This is a genomic window from Janthinobacterium sp. PSRC1-1, assembly GCF_049897525.1.
Lineage (GTDB): Bacteria > Pseudomonadota > Gammaproteobacteria > Burkholderiales > Burkholderiaceae_D > Janthinobacterium > Janthinobacterium tructae.
In genome coordinates this window covers 383812-399118 of record NZ_JAFCWK010000007.1, presented here as the reverse complement: position 1 = coordinate 399118, position 15307 = coordinate 383812, and the positions used below count along the sequence as shown (strand labels likewise).

The 15307-nt window shown below is 64.1% G+C and carries 14 protein-coding genes; 8 read left to right on the top strand and 6 right to left on the bottom strand.

What is annotated here, in order from left to right:
- Window positions 1-326 precede the first annotated feature (326 nt).
- Window positions 327-2561, bottom strand: a complete 2235-nt coding sequence (locus ACP7DW_RS18160; RefSeq protein WP_426056051.1) for a TonB-dependent siderophore receptor — start codon at window positions 2559-2561, stop codon at window positions 327-329.
- Window positions 2562-2886: 325 nt separating this feature from the next.
- Between ACP7DW_RS18160 and ACP7DW_RS18155 the strand changes: the two genes are divergently transcribed.
- Complete coding sequence (locus tag ACP7DW_RS18155) at window positions 2887-3726, top strand: hypothetical protein (RefSeq protein ID WP_426056050.1); 840 nt, start codon at window positions 2887-2889, stop codon at window positions 3724-3726.
- A gap of 2 nt (window positions 3727-3728) precedes the next feature.
- Here ACP7DW_RS18155 and ACP7DW_RS18150 read toward each other — a convergent pair whose 3' ends face one another.
- From ACP7DW_RS18150 to ACP7DW_RS18135, 4 genes are all read right to left on the bottom strand, one after another.
- Window positions 3729-4127 carry a bacteriohemerythrin gene (locus ACP7DW_RS18150; RefSeq protein WP_071077924.1) on the bottom strand — a complete coding sequence of 133 codons (399 nt, stop codon included), beginning with the start codon at window positions 4125-4127 and terminating at the stop codon, window positions 3729-3731.
- Between the two features lie 251 nt (window positions 4128-4378).
- A complete protein-coding gene (locus tag ACP7DW_RS18145; RefSeq protein WP_426056049.1) occupies window positions 4379-4534 on the bottom strand; it encodes a hypothetical protein in 156 nt (51 codons plus the stop codon).
- Window positions 4535-4683: 149 nt separating this feature from the next.
- On the bottom strand, window positions 4684-4869 hold the full coding sequence (locus tag ACP7DW_RS18140) for a hypothetical protein (RefSeq protein WP_099402374.1): 186 nt from the start codon (window positions 4867-4869) through the stop codon (window positions 4684-4686).
- Window positions 4870-4980: 111 nt separating this feature from the next.
- Window positions 4981-7536, bottom strand: a complete 2556-nt coding sequence (locus ACP7DW_RS18135) for a PepSY domain-containing protein (protein ID WP_426056048.1) — start codon at window positions 7534-7536, stop codon at window positions 4981-4983.
- 196 nt (window positions 7537-7732) lie between these two features.
- Between ACP7DW_RS18135 and ACP7DW_RS18130 the strand changes: the two genes are divergently transcribed.
- From ACP7DW_RS18130 to ACP7DW_RS18120, 3 genes are all read left to right on the top strand, one after another.
- Window positions 7733-8833, top strand: coding sequence for a branched-chain amino acid aminotransferase (locus ACP7DW_RS18130; protein WP_116744072.1), 1101 nt, complete (start codon window positions 7733-7735; stop codon window positions 8831-8833).
- Window positions 8834-8904: 71 nt separating this feature from the next.
- Window positions 8905-9621, top strand: coding sequence for a ribonuclease T2 family protein (locus ACP7DW_RS18125; protein WP_426056047.1), 717 nt, complete (start codon window positions 8905-8907; stop codon window positions 9619-9621).
- A gap of 77 nt (window positions 9622-9698) precedes the next feature.
- Window positions 9699-11111, top strand: coding sequence for an MFS transporter (locus tag ACP7DW_RS18120; protein WP_426056046.1), 1413 nt, complete (start codon window positions 9699-9701; stop codon window positions 11109-11111).
- A 2-nt stretch (window positions 11112-11113) separates the two neighbouring features.
- Here ACP7DW_RS18120 and ACP7DW_RS18115 read toward each other — a convergent pair whose 3' ends face one another.
- Window positions 11114-12748: an acyl-CoA synthetase gene (locus ACP7DW_RS18115; RefSeq protein ID WP_426056045.1), complete on the bottom strand. Its 1635-nt coding sequence runs from the start codon at window positions 12746-12748 to the stop codon at window positions 11114-11116.
- A 113-nt stretch (window positions 12749-12861) separates the two neighbouring features.
- Between ACP7DW_RS18115 and ACP7DW_RS18110 the strand changes: the two genes are divergently transcribed.
- From ACP7DW_RS18110 to ACP7DW_RS18095, 4 genes are all read left to right on the top strand, one after another.
- Window positions 12862-13563, top strand: coding sequence for a Crp/Fnr family transcriptional regulator (locus ACP7DW_RS18110; RefSeq protein WP_426056044.1), 702 nt, complete (start codon window positions 12862-12864; stop codon window positions 13561-13563).
- Between the two features lie 62 nt (window positions 13564-13625).
- Window positions 13626-14219 carry a hypothetical protein gene (locus tag ACP7DW_RS18105; RefSeq protein WP_426056043.1) on the top strand — a complete coding sequence of 198 codons (594 nt, stop codon included), beginning with the start codon at window positions 13626-13628 and terminating at the stop codon, window positions 14217-14219.
- A 24-nt stretch (window positions 14220-14243) separates the two neighbouring features.
- Window positions 14244-14642, top strand: a complete 399-nt coding sequence (locus tag ACP7DW_RS18100; RefSeq protein WP_426085224.1) for a DUF2946 domain-containing protein — start codon at window positions 14244-14246, stop codon at window positions 14640-14642.
- 64 nt (window positions 14643-14706) lie between these two features.
- Window positions 14707-15303, top strand: a complete 597-nt coding sequence (locus tag ACP7DW_RS18095) for an SCO family protein (RefSeq protein ID WP_298407998.1) — start codon at window positions 14707-14709, stop codon at window positions 15301-15303.
- Window positions 15304-15307: the final 4 nt, after the last annotated feature.

The window sequence follows — 15307 nt, the reverse complement described above, 5'->3', positions numbered from 1 at the left end:
AGCGCCAGCCTTGCCATTACAGTCAGCGGGCTGATTTTTGCGCAGTGCGATACCACAGCATTCATCATCATGGCAGTGTCCTCCTGTCCCAGTTAGATGATGTTTGCTACAAAGAGTGCAGTTTTTTATCTCATCTGTGACGACACACCTTTAAAGGGGTGGTGCTGAGAGCCTATCCCAGTAGATGAATACATCTCCTGCTGGCGCCCCTCGGAAGCGGGGACTGCGTTGATCGTCGTCGCGTGGCTCGCCACGCGTCCTCCTCACGCCTTGTCCGCGCTCCTGAGGAACTGCCAGCAGAAGACGCTCCCTACCGCGATAGGCTCCTAAAACGCCGTGCGCACGGCCAGGCTGACGTTGCGCGGTTCGCCCCAGAACACGCTGTCGTAGAAGCCTACGGTGCGGTAGTACTTTTTATCGAGCAAGTTATTCACGTTCAGCTGCACGCTGGCGTGGCGGTTGATGGCATAGCTGGCCATGGCGTTGACCAGTGCATAGGCCGCTTGCGGGATATTCGTCATCTCGCCCGATGGCGGGCGGCCGTACCACGATGCGCTGTAGGTGGCGCTTTGCGCCGTCATGCTGGCGCCCGCCTTCAAGCCTGCCAGGCGACCGTCGAAGCGGTAGCTGGTGGCCAGGCGCAGCAAATGGCGCGGCTGCGTGGTGGCGGCGCGGCGGCCATCGGCCTCGGCCGCATGCAGATAGGTATAGCCGCCGCTCGCTTCCCAGCCGGGCGATAATTGGCCGGAAACGTCGAACTCGACGCCCTTGGCCGTCACGCCGGCGCCATTGGCCACCATGGCCTGGCCGCCGTCGGGCAGCAAAAAGCCGGGCGGTACCGTGCCGTCCAGTTCGGCCATGTTCTTTTTCTTCGTATGGAACAGGGCGGCCGACGCGTTCAGCTTGCCTTCATAAAATTCGCCCTTGATGCCCAGTTCCGCATTGTCGCCCGTTTCCGGCGCCAGGAACTGGTTGTTGCGGTCCTTGCTCGATTGCGGGTTGAACAGCTGCGTGAAGCTGGCGTAGGCCGAATATTGCTTGTTGATATCGAACACGGCGCCCACATACGGCGTGACTTCATTGCGCGTTTCCACCAAGTCGCCGCTGCCCGTGTACGTGCCTTGCGTATTGTAGTTACGCGTATCCGTGCGGTAAGTGCTGCTGCGCGCGCCGATGATCACGTGCAGCGGGTCGGCCAGGCTCAATCGCGTGGCCACGTAGCCGCCTGCCAGGCGCGTGACGGTTTCCGTGTGCGAGCCATCCGGGTGGAACACGGGACGGGGAATGTTGCCCGTCCAGCTGCGGTAATCGGGGACGACGTTCGGGTAGTTGATTTCCGCCTCGCCGCCCAGCGAGCGGGCGCGCTGGTTGCCGCCGTTCCAGCCGACGATGGCCGTGTGCTGGCGCCCCAGCAAGGCGAACGGGCCGCTGGCGTAGACGTCAAAGTTGTCGCCCGTGTTCTTGCCCGCGCCCCAGGCGCCCGTCCACAGGCGCATGCCTTTGCCCGTGGCCGGGTCCGGGTAGCCCGCGCCCGCGTAGGCGACGGTGGTGCGGTTCGTGCTTTCCGTGCGCGCATAGCCCAGGTGCATGTTCCAGTTGCCGGGCAGGCGCTGGTCCAGCGACGTGAATACGGTGTGCTGCTTGTTGGCCCAGGTGCTCCATGGCGTCGTGAGGCTGGTGTTGCGCGGCAAGTTCGCCAGGCTGCCATCCGCATTCCAGTAGGGCACGGCGCCCCAGGTGGCGCCTGTCGGCGTGTTGTCCTGGAAGTCGACGCCGGCCGTCAGCAGGGTGCCGGGACGCAAGTCCGCCTCAAGGATGACCATGCCGACGGTCTTGCGCTCGTGATACATGTCCAGATAGGAATCGCGTTTTTGCCAGGCCAGGGCCGTGCGCGCGCGCACGCTGCCCTGCGCGTTCAGCGGCGTGGAGAGGTCGGCTTCGAAGCGCTGGTCATCCCAGCGCCCCATGATGAGGCCGGCGCTGGCCTGGAACTCTTGCGTCGGCCGCTTGCGTATCATGTTGATGGTGGCCGAGGGGTCGCCCGTGCCGCCCATCAAGCCCGTGGCGCCGCGCACCACCTCGATGCGGTCGTACAGGATGGTGTCTTGCAGCGGCGCATTGCCGCCGCGCGCCATGCCGTCGATCTGAAGATTGTTGATGCCGAAGCCGCGCGCATAAAACCGCGTGCGCTCCGTGTCGTTCTGGCCCACCTGGATGCCTGTCGTCTGCGCCAGCGCCTGGTCCAGGCGCACGGCGCCCAGGTCGTCGAGCAGCTGGCGCGTGATGACGCTGACCGATTGCGGCGTCTCGCGCAAGGACAGGTCCATGCGCGTGGCACTGCGCGTTTCGCCTGCCGTGTACGATTGCGTGCCTTCCGTCGTCGCTGTCGACTGGCCGGTCACGGTGACGGCCGGCATGGTGACGTCGGCCGGCGCGGCTTCGGCGGCCTGGGCCGGCAGGGCCACGCCAGCGGCAAGGCTGAGCAGGCTGATGTGTAATAAACGGGGGAGGGGGCGCAAGGCGGGCTGGCGCGAAGAAGAGAAGGCGGTGGTCGATTGCATCATTTTCCTGGAGTATTTTTAGTCGTGTGTGTTCCTATCTCGTCTGGCGAGGTGCGCAGTAGCTGGGGGGATGGCATGAGGCTGGCCCGTGGTCTGGCTTGGATAGCAGTTCCACCGCAAGGCCCGGCGCGGTCGGGCAGTGGAAAAGAAGGGTGCGCGCTTCCCCTCACTTTGTGAATAAGAATCATTATCAATATAGGCTGTATTTGCCAAATAATCAAGCGTGCGCACCAACAGAGTGCAGACAGGCCAAGGGCGGCGCGCAGGCTGGCCTTCTGCGATAATGCAGGCGCTGATAAAATATTTTCCTCATTGAAAGAAATGCATGCGTACATGGATCGCTTGTGCCGGATGGTTGTGTGTCGTGTCGCTGGGGCAAGCCCAGGAACACGCGCCGCCGCCGGCTGTTCCCGCGCCGCTGCACAGCGCCAGCGTGCCGCCCGCCATGGATGCCGCATCCGCCACAGCTGCTGCGTCGGCGGCGCCGGCGCCCGCGGAGGACGCCTTGCCATCGCAAACGGTGACGATCACGGCCAATAGCGACGCCAAGGTGCCGCGCATCCGTTTCATGGCTTACCGCGAGAGTTATCTGACGGCCAGGAAGGTGTGGCAAGTGTCGAGTGGCAGCGTGGTCATGGCCCTGCGCCTGATTCCCGCCAAGCTCAGCGCCACCATCGACGATGTGCGCGTGGCCCTGCAAGGCAATGGTGCTGCCGTGCCGATCAAGGTGTCTGCCGGTGGCGTGTTTGTCGTGCCGCTCAACGACGACGTCGCCGCGCAAGATGGCACTTTCCTGGTGAACAAGGGGCGAGGCGAGCTGACGGCCAATATCGTGCTGCAGCCGTCCGTGGCGCGCGATGCGTGGAATGTCACGCGCGTGGGGCAAGTCCTGCGCGACGCGCGGCGCGCCGTGCGGGCCATCACGCCGTGGTACAAGCGGCCGTTCGCCAGCGATGTGCAATCGCTGGCCTTTTGCGCGACCGAGCGGGGCAGCGCCTTGCAGCTGATGGATGGCGAGCAGATGATCGCCACCTTGCCCATGAATGAACCGGCCGTCAACGACATCAATCAGCCCGTGTTTTGCAAGATTTTCGACGGCGAAGACAAATATCCGGGACACTACCGCGTCGTCCTGCCCGAGCAAGCCACGGTGCTGCTGCTGTAGATCTAGTTGGGCTGGCGCTGCACCAGCTCCAGGGCCGCCGCCAGGGCCAGGTCCATGGTGGCCTGGTGGAAGATCAGCCATTGCGGCAGCAGCGACAGCGCATGGCGTCCCTGTTCCAGGTCGCCTTCATCGACGGCGGCCCACGCATGGTGCAAGCCGCTGAGCACGCGCGCATGCTGTTCGCGGTGATTCGCCAGCGAGGGGAAGGCGATTTGTTCCATCAAATCCTCTTCCTCGCGGAAATCGCGCTCGACGGCCGCAATCAGCTCGCGAAACGCCACGCTGAAATGCTGGTCGCTCAACTGCCCCAGCCGCGCCAGCTCCTGAAACAGCGCCTCATGTGCCTCGTCGATGGCGGGAACGCCCAGCGCCATCTCATCTTTCCAAGCCGATATACCCATGCCGATGCTCCCGGTTAAGTCCGTCGCGATGTGAAGCGGACTGCTCCAGTGTGGCCGCAGCAAAGGGGGAAATCCATGATCTGGATCAAAAGTTTGTTGAAGAGGGGATGGGGAAAACGAGACAAAAACAAATGCGAGAAGGAACAATTCCCCAACCGCAACAAAGCGGTTTTCATCGATGATGCACGTTACCGAGCGCCGCTGAAAAACGCCGCTGGCAACGCAGTCAGCGGTGTTTTCTCAGCCGCGCCTTATTGCCGAGGCCAATGGCTCCACATGGCATGCGCATCGACATTCGGCACCTGCATCTGCTGCCCGGCCGACGTCTGCATCGTATCCCTCAACACGAGGGGCACAAGCAGCAAGGCAGACAGGGCAAGGCAGGCCAGCACTTTGAGCGTCAACATGGTCGTCTCCCGGTGTCCCGGTGGCGCGCGGGGATGCGGCGTCTGCCGGTCACTTCTTATGTACTACCATGCTTGCAGTTTAGTTCATCTGATGGAGACGTCAACGAATTGCTGTGATGCACCGCACCAGTTCGCCTGTTGCCAGGGGCTTATTTGGCCTTGCGGCTGCGTCGTGGCTTGCCAGTTGGCGGCAGGAAGGAATCGAACCACACTTGCGTCAACTGCCGTGTATTTTTCGCCGCTTCACGCTTGACGGCGGCCGTGGCGTGGCCGCGCGCCGTGTTGGCGATGCGGTTGGCGGCGCTCAGGTACATGCTCATCCAGGGGTTTTTCATGGGGTGCCTCGCAGACGGTGGGTGGGAATGCCTCCACTCTAGTCCGATGGCTGGTGCTGACTGTGCGCCCGCCCACATAGCCGGGCGGCGCCGGAGGCAGATTGACGTATATCAATACACGTCGCGGCGGTAGCGTCCCGCCGCCAGCAGGGCGTCGAGTCCCTCCTGGCCCAGCACTTCTTGCAGCACAGCATCGATTCCTGCCGCCATGCCGTGCAGGCTGCCGCATACGTAGACGATGGCGCCTTGCGCCAGCCAGTCGCGCAGTTCAGCCGTGCTGGTGCGCAGGCGGTCCTGCACGTATTCACGTTTGCCACCTTCGTCACCATCGCGCGAGAATACACGGTCCAGGCGCGCCAGGTGGCCAGCGTTCAGCCAGCCTTGCAACTCTTCGCCGCAGACGCTGTCAAAAGCTCGCTGCCGTTCGCCAAACAGCAGCCAGTTGCGTGCCAGCCCCGCCCGCTGGCGCGCGCGCAGGTGCGCACGCAGGCCCGCCAGGCCGGAACCGTTGCCGATAAAAATGCAGGGCACGTCGACCAGGGCGGGGGCGAAGGCGGGATTGGCTTGCAGGCGCAGGCGGATGATGGCGCCTGGCGGGGCGAAACGCGTGAGCCAGCCGGAACACAGGCCGTACCCCTCGTTTTCGCTGCCCGCATGGCGCTCCTGGCGCACCAGCAACTGCAGTTCGCCATCGGATGGCAGCGAAGCGAGCGAGTAGCTGCGCGGCGCATGCCGGGCTTTATGCTCTCCCTGCGCGTCACCCTCGCTGCCATCGGCGTTGCATCCGATGATTTCGGCCAGCGCGCCCGCTTCCCAGGTGGCGCCGGCCGGGCCCGTCAAGGTGATCTCATGCAGTTCGCCGCCCAGGCTGCCAGGGTTGAGCAGCACGCGGCGCGCCAGGCGCCACTCGGCATATGACGCTTCTTCCTGCACGCCGATGGCGTCGATGGCGCTGCCGCTGCAACGGGCCAGCGCTTGCGACCAGTCGGCCAGGGCGGCGGGGTCGTGCTTGTCCACTTCGATCAGCGGGAACCAAGGCGTGGCGCCCAGCGCGCGCAATTGCCGCTCCAGTGCATGGCCGAAGCCGCAGAAGTCGCTGTAATGGCGGTCGCCCAGGGCCAGCATGCCGAATTCCAGTCCCGCCAGCGGCGTGCCGGAGGTCGCTTGCAGCAGGCGCGCGAAGCGGCGCGTGCCGTCCGGCGCTTCGCCTTCGCCAAAGGTGCTGGCGACGATCAGGGCCCGCTCGTACTGTCGCAATTGCGCGGGATCAAAGCGCTCCAGCGACTGCACATCGACGGCCACGCCAGCCTGCTGCAGGGCGCGCGCGCTTTCCAGCGCCAGCCGTTCGGCCTGGCCTGACTGGCTGGCGTAGGCCACCAGGGTGGGCAAGCCCGTGTCCGTCTTGCCCGCAATGTCAGCCAGCAGAGCCCGCTGCGCCTGCACAGCGCGCTTGGCCTTGCGGCGGCCCAGGTACAGCATCCAGCCCGTGATGGCGAACAGGGGCAGGCCCAGGCTGGCGAGGGTGACGATGATGCGGCCCGGCAAGCCGAAATACGTGCCCATGTGCAGCGGATAAATGATGTTGACGAGGCGCGGCCCCAGCGCCTGCTGGCTGTACGGTTCGTTTTCCGTGAGCGTGCCATCGGCCGGAGCAATGCTCATGCGGCTGCGCGCCCGCTCGTGTGGCGCGTCGCTGGCCAGCCACGTGAATTGCACGGCTTCGCCGGCGCGCGCGGGCAGGCGCAGCGTGGCCAGGGTCCAGCCGGGGGCGTGCTGCTGGAAGCTGCTCCAGGCCAGGCCGATGTCAACGGGCGGTGATGACTGCTTCGGCGCGCCTTGCTTGCCCGGTGCTTGCGCCACCCGCGGGGGCTTGCCGGCCCAGGCATCGATATTGTCGCGCACCACGTCATAGCTCCAGTAAATGCCCGTCAGGGTCAGCGCCACGTACACGACCAGGCACCAGGTGCCGGCCACGGCGTGCAGATTCCACAAAAACGAGCGGCCTTTTAATGCAGGATCGAAGGTCAGCCAGGTGCGCCAGTCCAGCGGACGGCGGGGCCAGCGCAGATACAGGCCCGACAATGCCAGGCCCAGCAGGCACAGGGCCAGCGCCCCCGCCACTTGCCGGCCCGGATCGCGCGGCAGCAGCAGCCAGCGGTGCAAGGACTCCGTCCACTCGAAAAAGCCCGCTCCCGCCAGCGCCGGCTGGGTCGCGCCCGTGTACGGGTGCACATAAATGGACGCGCCGCGCCGCTGGCCATTCTTCGGCGCGAAGAACAGGCGTGGCGCCGCGCCCGCCTGCGCATACAGGGTGATGGAAGCCACGCGCTGGCCGTGTTCGGCGGCGGCAATGTTGCTCAACTGGGCCGGCGTCAGCGGCGCGCGTGTTTCCACGGGCACATGGCGCACGTCGGGGTTCATGAGGTCGAGCAATTCCTCCTTGAAGGCCAGGGTGGCGCCGCTCAGGCCGATGATCACCAGCACCGTGCCGGCCGTGATGCCGATGAACCAATGCAATTGAAACCAGACCTGCTTCCAGCTCCAGTGCCAGCGCTGTTGTTGCGGGGCGGCGGCACGCTGGTGCTGCTGGCGGCGCTGCTGGCGAGTCTGCGGCGCATCGTCGGCGCTGGCGCGCAGCTGGGGTTGTGGCAGGGAGGAGGTCGTCATGAAGCGGCTTTCGATAGCGCTGCCATGCAGGGCATCAGGCATGGCGGGGAAGAGAAGGCTGACATAGTAACGCAAACGAGAATCATTCGCAAATGATGGCGCGCTGTTTTCGCGAGGCGGGGGCCATCCTCGTTTGCCTGATTGGCCGCTATAGGCGCTACAATAGGGATACTGTTCACTAGTTCCCATTGCCGCCATGACCACTTCCACACCGAATCTCGTCGTCACCCCGTCCGCCCACCCCCTGTCCGACGCCGAGCGCGCCGCGCGCATGGTCAATCCCGCCTTCGGCCGCATCTTCACCGACCACATGGTGGTGATTCCTTACCGTGACGGCAAGTGGCAGCAGGGTGAACTGAAGGCGTACGGTCCGCTGATGCTGGACCCGTCCGCTTCATCGCTGCACTACGGCCAGGCCATCTTCGAAGGCTATAAAGCGTTTGCCCAGCCCGATGGCAGCATCAAGACTTTCCGTCCAGAACAAAATGCCGAGCGCTTCAACCGCAGCGCGGCACGCCTGGCCATGCCGGCCATTCCTGTCGAACTGTTCCTGGAAGCGGGCGATGCGCTCATTGCGCAAGACCGCAACTGGGTGCCGAAGAACACGGGCGAAAGCCTGTACATGCGTCCGCTGATGATCGCCACCGATCCTTACCTGGGCGTACGCCCTTCGGAAGAATACCTGTTCGTGCTGTTCGCCTCGCCAGCCGGCGCCTATTTCCCGAAAGGCGTGAAGCCCGTCACCGTGTGGATCAGCGAAGACTTCGTGCGCGCCGCGCCCGGCGGCACCGGTGAAGCCAAGTGCGCAGGCAACTACGCGGCCAGTCTCATGGCCCAGTCGCAAGCGCAAGAGAAGGGCTGCGACCAGGTCGTCTGGCTCGACGCCGTGCACCGCGAATTCATCGAAGAAATGGGCGGCATGAACCTCTTCTTCGTCTACAAGGATGGCGAGAAAATCACGGTGGTGACGCCGGAACTGACGGGCACTTTACTGCCAGGCATCACCCGCCGCAGCCTGCTGGAAATGGCGAAAGACCTCGGCTATGCGACGCAAGAGCGTAAATTGTCGGTCCAGCAATGGCGCGACGACATCGCTTCGGGCCGCATGACGGAAGTGTTTGCCTGCGGCACGGCCGCCGTCATCACGCCCGTGGGCGTAGCCAAGGCGAATGGCTTTGAAATGACCATCAACAACAATGAAAACGGCGCCGTCACCCTGGCCCTGCGCGAAGCGCTGCTGGGCTTGCAGCATGGCACGGCACCGGATACCCACGGCTGGATGCACACCGTCTGCTAAATTGACGGTGTCATTTTAATACCGCGCCGGCACGCAGTTGCCGGCGTTTTATATTCTGAAAAGGAAACCTGATGCAATTTCGAACTGTTGTGCCCGCGCTGGCCGCCGTTTTCCTCAGCCTGTCCGCTGGCGCCGTCCACGCGGCCGACGCCAGCTGCGCCATTCCGCGCAACGTCAGTTATGTCGATTACGACGTCAAGCCGTCGGACGAGAAAAACACCTGCTACAAGCAAAGCACCAACGTGCCCACCGATTACTTCATGCTGGCGCTGTCGTGGTCGCCAGGCTTTTGCGACAGCCAGCGCCGCCGCGGCGCCGTGTCGAAAAAGGCTGCCTTCCAGTGTGCCGAGAGCAATCAGTTCGGCTGGATCGTGCATGGCCTGTGGGCGCAGTCGGCCAATCCCGCCACCTGCGACGACATTTCCGTGACGCCGCCGCGCAAGACGGACTTGCATCCGCGTTACTGCAAGGGCAATTTGCCGAAACTGGCGCCGTCCGAGATCCTGCCCTACATGTGCATGCAGCCCGGTGAAGCCTTGCTGCAGGGGGAATGGGAAAAGCATGGCGCCTGTGATTTCGATACGGCCAAGCAGTATTTCGAGAAGGAGCGCGAGCTGTTCCAGGCCTTGAAATTGCCGGACTCCACCATGCCGAAAAACGAGCTGTTCCAGTGGATGAAGCAGCACAACCCGCAACTGAAGGGCCGCTGGCTCGGCTATGAAAAGCACTCGGGCGAGCTGCGCATCTGTTATTCGAAAGATTTTAAAGTGATCGACTGCCAGAAGTAAGCTTGCCTGCTCTGCAGGTTTTTTGCATGCATGCTAGTGTATTGCCCGGATCAGCAAGATGAACAGGTAGTGTATTTATGCAGCAGTCTATGCAGCGGCAAACGCAAGCCGTGATGGTGGGCGAGGACGGCTTGCCGCCCGGCGCCCGTGTATGGGCCATGCTGGCGCTGGCCATCGGCGTGGGCATGGCCTCGCTCGATACGGCAATCGCCAACACGGCCTTGCCGGCCATCGCCAGCGAGCTGCACACGACGCCGGCCGCCTCGGTCTGGATCGTCAACGTGTACCAGCTGGCCATGGTGGCGACCCTGCTGCCGTTCTCCGCCTTGGGTGAAATCGCTGGCTACCGCCGCGTGTTTATCTCCGGCATGCTGTTATTCACCGTGGCGTCGCTCGCCTGTGCGCTGGCCTGGTCCTTGCCGTCGCTGGTGGTGGCAAGGCTGTTCCAGGGCGTCGGCGCCAGCGCCATGATGAGCGTCAATACGGCGCTGCTGCGCGCCCTGTATCCGAAACACTTGCTGGGACGGGCCTTCGGCAACAATGCGCTGGTGGTCGCCGTCGCGTTCGCCATCGGGCCCACGGCCGCCTCGCTGATCCTGGCGACGGCGTCGTGGCCGTGGCTGTTCGCCATCAATGTGCCGCTAGGCGTGGCGGGCTTCTTCCTCGCCCGCCGCATGCTGCCGGCCACCAGTCTCTCGGGCCACACCCTGGATGTGCGCACGGCGCTGTACAACGTGGGCGCCTTCGGCTTGCTCATTTTGCTGTTCGGCGACGCGGCCCATCACGCGGCGCTGTCGACCTTGCTGGCGGAACTGGTGGCCGTGGCCGTGTTCTTTGTTTTGCTGCTGCGCCGCCAGGCGGGACATGCGGCACCGATGCTGCCGATCGACCTGTTCCGCCGTCCCCTGTTTTTGCTGTCGTCGCTGACGGCCATCTGCACGTTTGCCGCGCAAGGGCTGGCCTTCGTCTCGCTGCCATTCTATTTTGAAGTCACGCTGGGCCGCTCGCCCGTCGAGACGGGTTTTTTGATGACGCCGTGGGCCGCACTGGTGGCCGTGATGGCGCCCGTGGCCGGGCGCCTCAGCGACCGGTACTCGCCGGGCGTGCTGGGCGGCATCGGCCTGGCGGCGCTGGCCGGCGGCTTGCTGACCCTGGTGTGGATACCGGCGCACCCGAGCGCGTTTGACATCGGCTGGCGCATGGCCTTGTGCGGCATCGGTTTCGGCTTTTTCCAGGCGCCCAATCTGAAAGCCATCATGGGCAGCGCGCCGCCCGAGCGGGCAGGCGGCGCCAGCGGCGTGGTCGCCACCTCGCGCCTGATCGGCCAAGCGACGGGCGCCGCGCTGGTCGCCTACTGCTTCACGGTTTCCGCGGCCAGGGGCACGACGTATGCGCTGTGCCTGGCGGCAGGATTTGCCGCCGTGGCCAGCATCGCCAGCTTTGCGCGCCTGGCGGTGGCGCAGCCGGCGTGGCTGGGCAAGGGCGGTTAAGCCTAGACGTCGATGGCCTTGTCCGACTGCATGCGCTTGCGCAATTCGAACTTCTGGATCTTGCCCGTGGACGTGCGGGGCAGGGGACCAAAATAAATGGCTTTCGGCACCTTGAATCCCGCCAGGTTGTTCTTGCAGAAGGCGATCAATTCCGCTTCCGTCACGCTGGCCCCTTCGCGCAGCTCGACGAAGGCGCATGGCGTCTCGCCCCATTTCTCGTCCGGCTGGGCGATGACGGCGGCGGCCAGCACTTGCGGGTGGTGGTACAGCGCATCTTCCACTTCCACGCTGGAAATATTCTCGCCGCCGGAAATGATGATGTCCTTGCTGCGGTCCTTCAGCTTGATATAGCCGTCCGGATACATGACACCGAGGTCGCCCGTGTGGAACCAGCCACCGGCGAACGCTTCCTGCGTCGCCCTTTCATTTTTTAAATAACCCTTCATGCAGATGTTGCCGCGGAACATGATCTCGCCGATCTGTTCGCCATCGGCCGCCACGTGCTGCATGGTTTCCGGGTCGATCACGGCGACGGCGCTTTGCAAGTGGTAGCGCACGCCCTGGCGCGACTTTAATACGGCGCGCTCTTCCTGGCTCAAGGCCGCCCACTCGTCCTGCTCGGCGCAGATGGCGGCGGGGCCGTACACTTCCGTCAAGCCATACGAGTGGATCAAGTCAAAGCCCATGGCTTCGATCTTTGCCACCATGGCGGCCGGCGGCGGCGCGCCGGCCACCATGCCGCGCACGGTCCAGTCGATTCCCTCGCGCCAGCTGGCCGGCGCGTTGGCCAGGGCCGCGTGCACGATGGGCGCCGCGCAATAGTGGGTGATGCGCAATTCGCGCATCAGGTCGAATACCAGTTTCGGTTCGAACTTGCGCAGGCACACGTTGACGCCGGCGCGCGCGGCGATGGTCCACGGGAAGCACCAGCCATTGCAGTGGAACATCGGCAATGTCCATAAATACACGGCATGCTTGGGCATGTCCCACTCTAAGATGTTCGACAGGGCATTCAGGGCCGCGCCCCGGTGGTGGTAGACCACGCCTTTCGGGTCGCCCGTGGTGCCGGACGTGTAGTTGAGGGCGATGGCGTCCCACTCGTCCGCAGGCCCCTGCCAGTCGTAATCGGGGTCGCCGCTGGCCAGCAAGCTTTCGTAGTCGAGGTCGGAAAAGGCCTCCACTTCCGGTCCCAGCACGTCATTGACCTGGATCACGCGCAGGCCGGGAATCTGCGCCGCCATCTGGCGCGCCAGCCCGGCAAATTCCGTATCGGCCAGCAAGACTTTCGCGTGGCCATGGCGCAGCATGAAGGTCAGCGCCGCCAGGTCGAGGCGGATATTGAGGGCGTTGAGGACGGCGCCGGCCATGGGCACGCCAAAACTCGCTTCCACCATGGCGGGCGTGTTCGGCAGCATCACGGCCACCGTGTCGCCCGTGCCCACGCCCAGCTTGATGAGGCCGGAGGCCAGGCGGCGCGTGCGCGCATAGGTTTGCTGCCACGTCTGCCGCACGGCGCCATGTGCAATTGCCAGGCGATTGCCATATACTGCCGCTGCCCTGGCGATATAGTCGAGCGGGGTGAGGGCGGCGTAGTTGGCGCTGTTTTTGTCGAGGCCGGTATTGAAATCAGGTGTCATGCTTGTCTCCTGTTAAATAAAATGCTGTAGCTCCCTGTTTCGGGATTGATACCGGTTAGCATAGCACCGGTGCTGAAAAATCACTGTCATCTTAGTGACAACTGAAGGATGGAATGGATAGCAACGATAGTGTAGACCGTGCGGTGCCCGAACTCGATAGCCACGACTGGTTCACGGCCCTCGATGCCGGGCATCAGGCCCTGTTGCGCGCCGGCAGCGTGCTCCGCCATGTCGAGGCGGGCGCCTTCATCACGCGGCGCGGCGAACCGTCGGCGCACTGGATCGGCGTGCACACGGGCTTGATCAAGCTGGCCGTCTATAACGCCGATGGGCGCGGCGCCACGTTTTCCGGCGTGCCGGCCGGCGGCTGGTGCGGCGAGGGCAGCGTGCTCAAGCGCGAACTGCGCCGCTACGACGTGGTGGCCGTGCGCGCCGCGAACATCATCCTGGTGCCGGTGGACCTGTTTCATCTGCTGCTGGCCGAGAGCCTTTCCTTTAACGCCTTCGTCATCCGCCAGCTGAACGAACGCATGGGGCAATTCATCGCCACCATCCAGAACCAGCGCCTGCTGGCCGTCGACGCGCAGGTGGCGCAAGCGATCGCGCAGCTGTTCCACCCCATGCTATACCCGCGCACCTCCAGCGTGCTTGAGCTGTCGCAGGAAGAAATTGGCTTGCTGACCGGCATTTCGCGCCAACGCGTGAACCTGGCTCTGGGCCGCCTGGCCGAATTGAAACTGATCAGCATCGCCTACCAATCGATCCGCGTCGTCGACCTCGATGGCTTGCGCCGCTATGGCGTGGCGTCGCTGTGATGACAGACTGCGTGCGCGATGTGTGGCATGCTGGCGGCTCGTTCACCACCTTGACCTGACGCATGGCCCTCGTTTCCGATCATCCTTTGTACTTGCTGGGCTTGCGCTTTCCGCTCCGGCTGCGCGTCACCGTGCGCCAGGGTTTTGTCACCTTGCATAATGAAATCACCACCAAGAAACTGGGCAGCGGCGACAGTTTTGTCGTGCCCGCTTTTTTGCGTTTCGCCTGCGACGTGATGCCGGGACGGGGCAAGCCCGCCGTGTTCACCCTGGCGCTGGAAGGCGACGAGCAGGATGGCGGCCACGGCGGCGGCAAGCGCTGGAGCCAGGCGCTGGCGCAGCACATCTTTGATACGCCGCAAGGCAAATGGACGGCGGCGCGCCTGGCGGCCCTGTGGCAAGTGACGCCGCACAAGGCCCGGGCGCGCCTGTTTTCCGAGGGCGAGGCATTGCTCAGCCTGGTGCGCGAGCAGCGCCTGGCGCACGCGCTGCACACGGCGGCGCAAGCGGACGCCGACGGCGTACACGGCGAGCGCGACCTGGCACAAGTGGCGGCCGGCTCCGGTTTCGCCTCGATCCCCGCGTTTTGCGACGCCTGCGTGGACGTGGCCGGCGTGCGCCCCAGCCTGTTCCTGCGCGGGCCGGCGCCCGGATAGTCAGACTCCGTTATAATCGTGACCATGGGATCTTTATTGAAGCGCAAACAGTGGCATATGTGGTTCGCCTGCCTGGCGATACTGCTCAATGCGCTGTCGCCATCCCTGTCGTATGCGTTTGCCTCGCTGCACGCGAACGCGAACAGCGCCGCCGTCGAGATCTGCTCGGCCAGCGGCGCCGTCTACACGCAAGCGGACCTGGCGCCGGCCGTCAAATCCACCACCGATTCCGTACTGCACCACATCGAGCATTGCCCCTTCTGCATGAACCATGCGGGCAGCGTGGCCCTGCCGCCGCCGACCTTGTCTCCGCTGGCCGTCATCACGGGCCACGACCACTATCCGCCATTGTTTTACCAGGCGCCGCGGCCCCAGTTTGCGTGGCTGGGCGCCAGTCCGCGCGGTCCGCCTTTGGCTGTCTGAACGCAGCAGTCACGCCTTCTACGTCCCAACTTGTCTCAACTACGCCCATCGGGCTGGAATTACCATGAAACGTCGTCTTTTCCTTCTCGCCGGCACGGCGGGATTGCTCACGCTTGCCGCTTGCGAACAAGCGCCGAAACCCCATTACAACGGCCTCGACTTGACGGGAGGCGATTACAAGCCCGACTTCAAATTGAGCGGCCCTGACGGCAAGGTGTATACCCTGGCCGATTTCAAGGGCAAGTATGTAATGGTCTTCTTTGGCTTTACGCAATGCCCGGACGTGTGTCCGACGGCCCTGTCGCGCGCGCTGGAAATCCGCCAGAAACTGGGCGCCGATGGGGATAAACTGCAAGTGATCTTCATCAGCATCGATCCCGAACGCGACACGCCCGCCTTGCTGGGCGAGTACATGCGCGCCTTCGACCCCAGTTTCCTGGGCTTGCGCACGGACCCGCAGGCGACGGCGCAGACGGCCTTCAATTACAAGGTTTTCTACCGCCGCGTACCGAGCGGCAGCTCGTACACGATGGACCACACGGCCATCAGCTATGTGCTCGATACCGAGGGACGCATGCGCCTGGGCTTGAAGCACCAGTTGACGGGCGACGAATGCGTGCAAGACATCAAGACCCTGATGCAATCGAAATACACCTTATAACTAC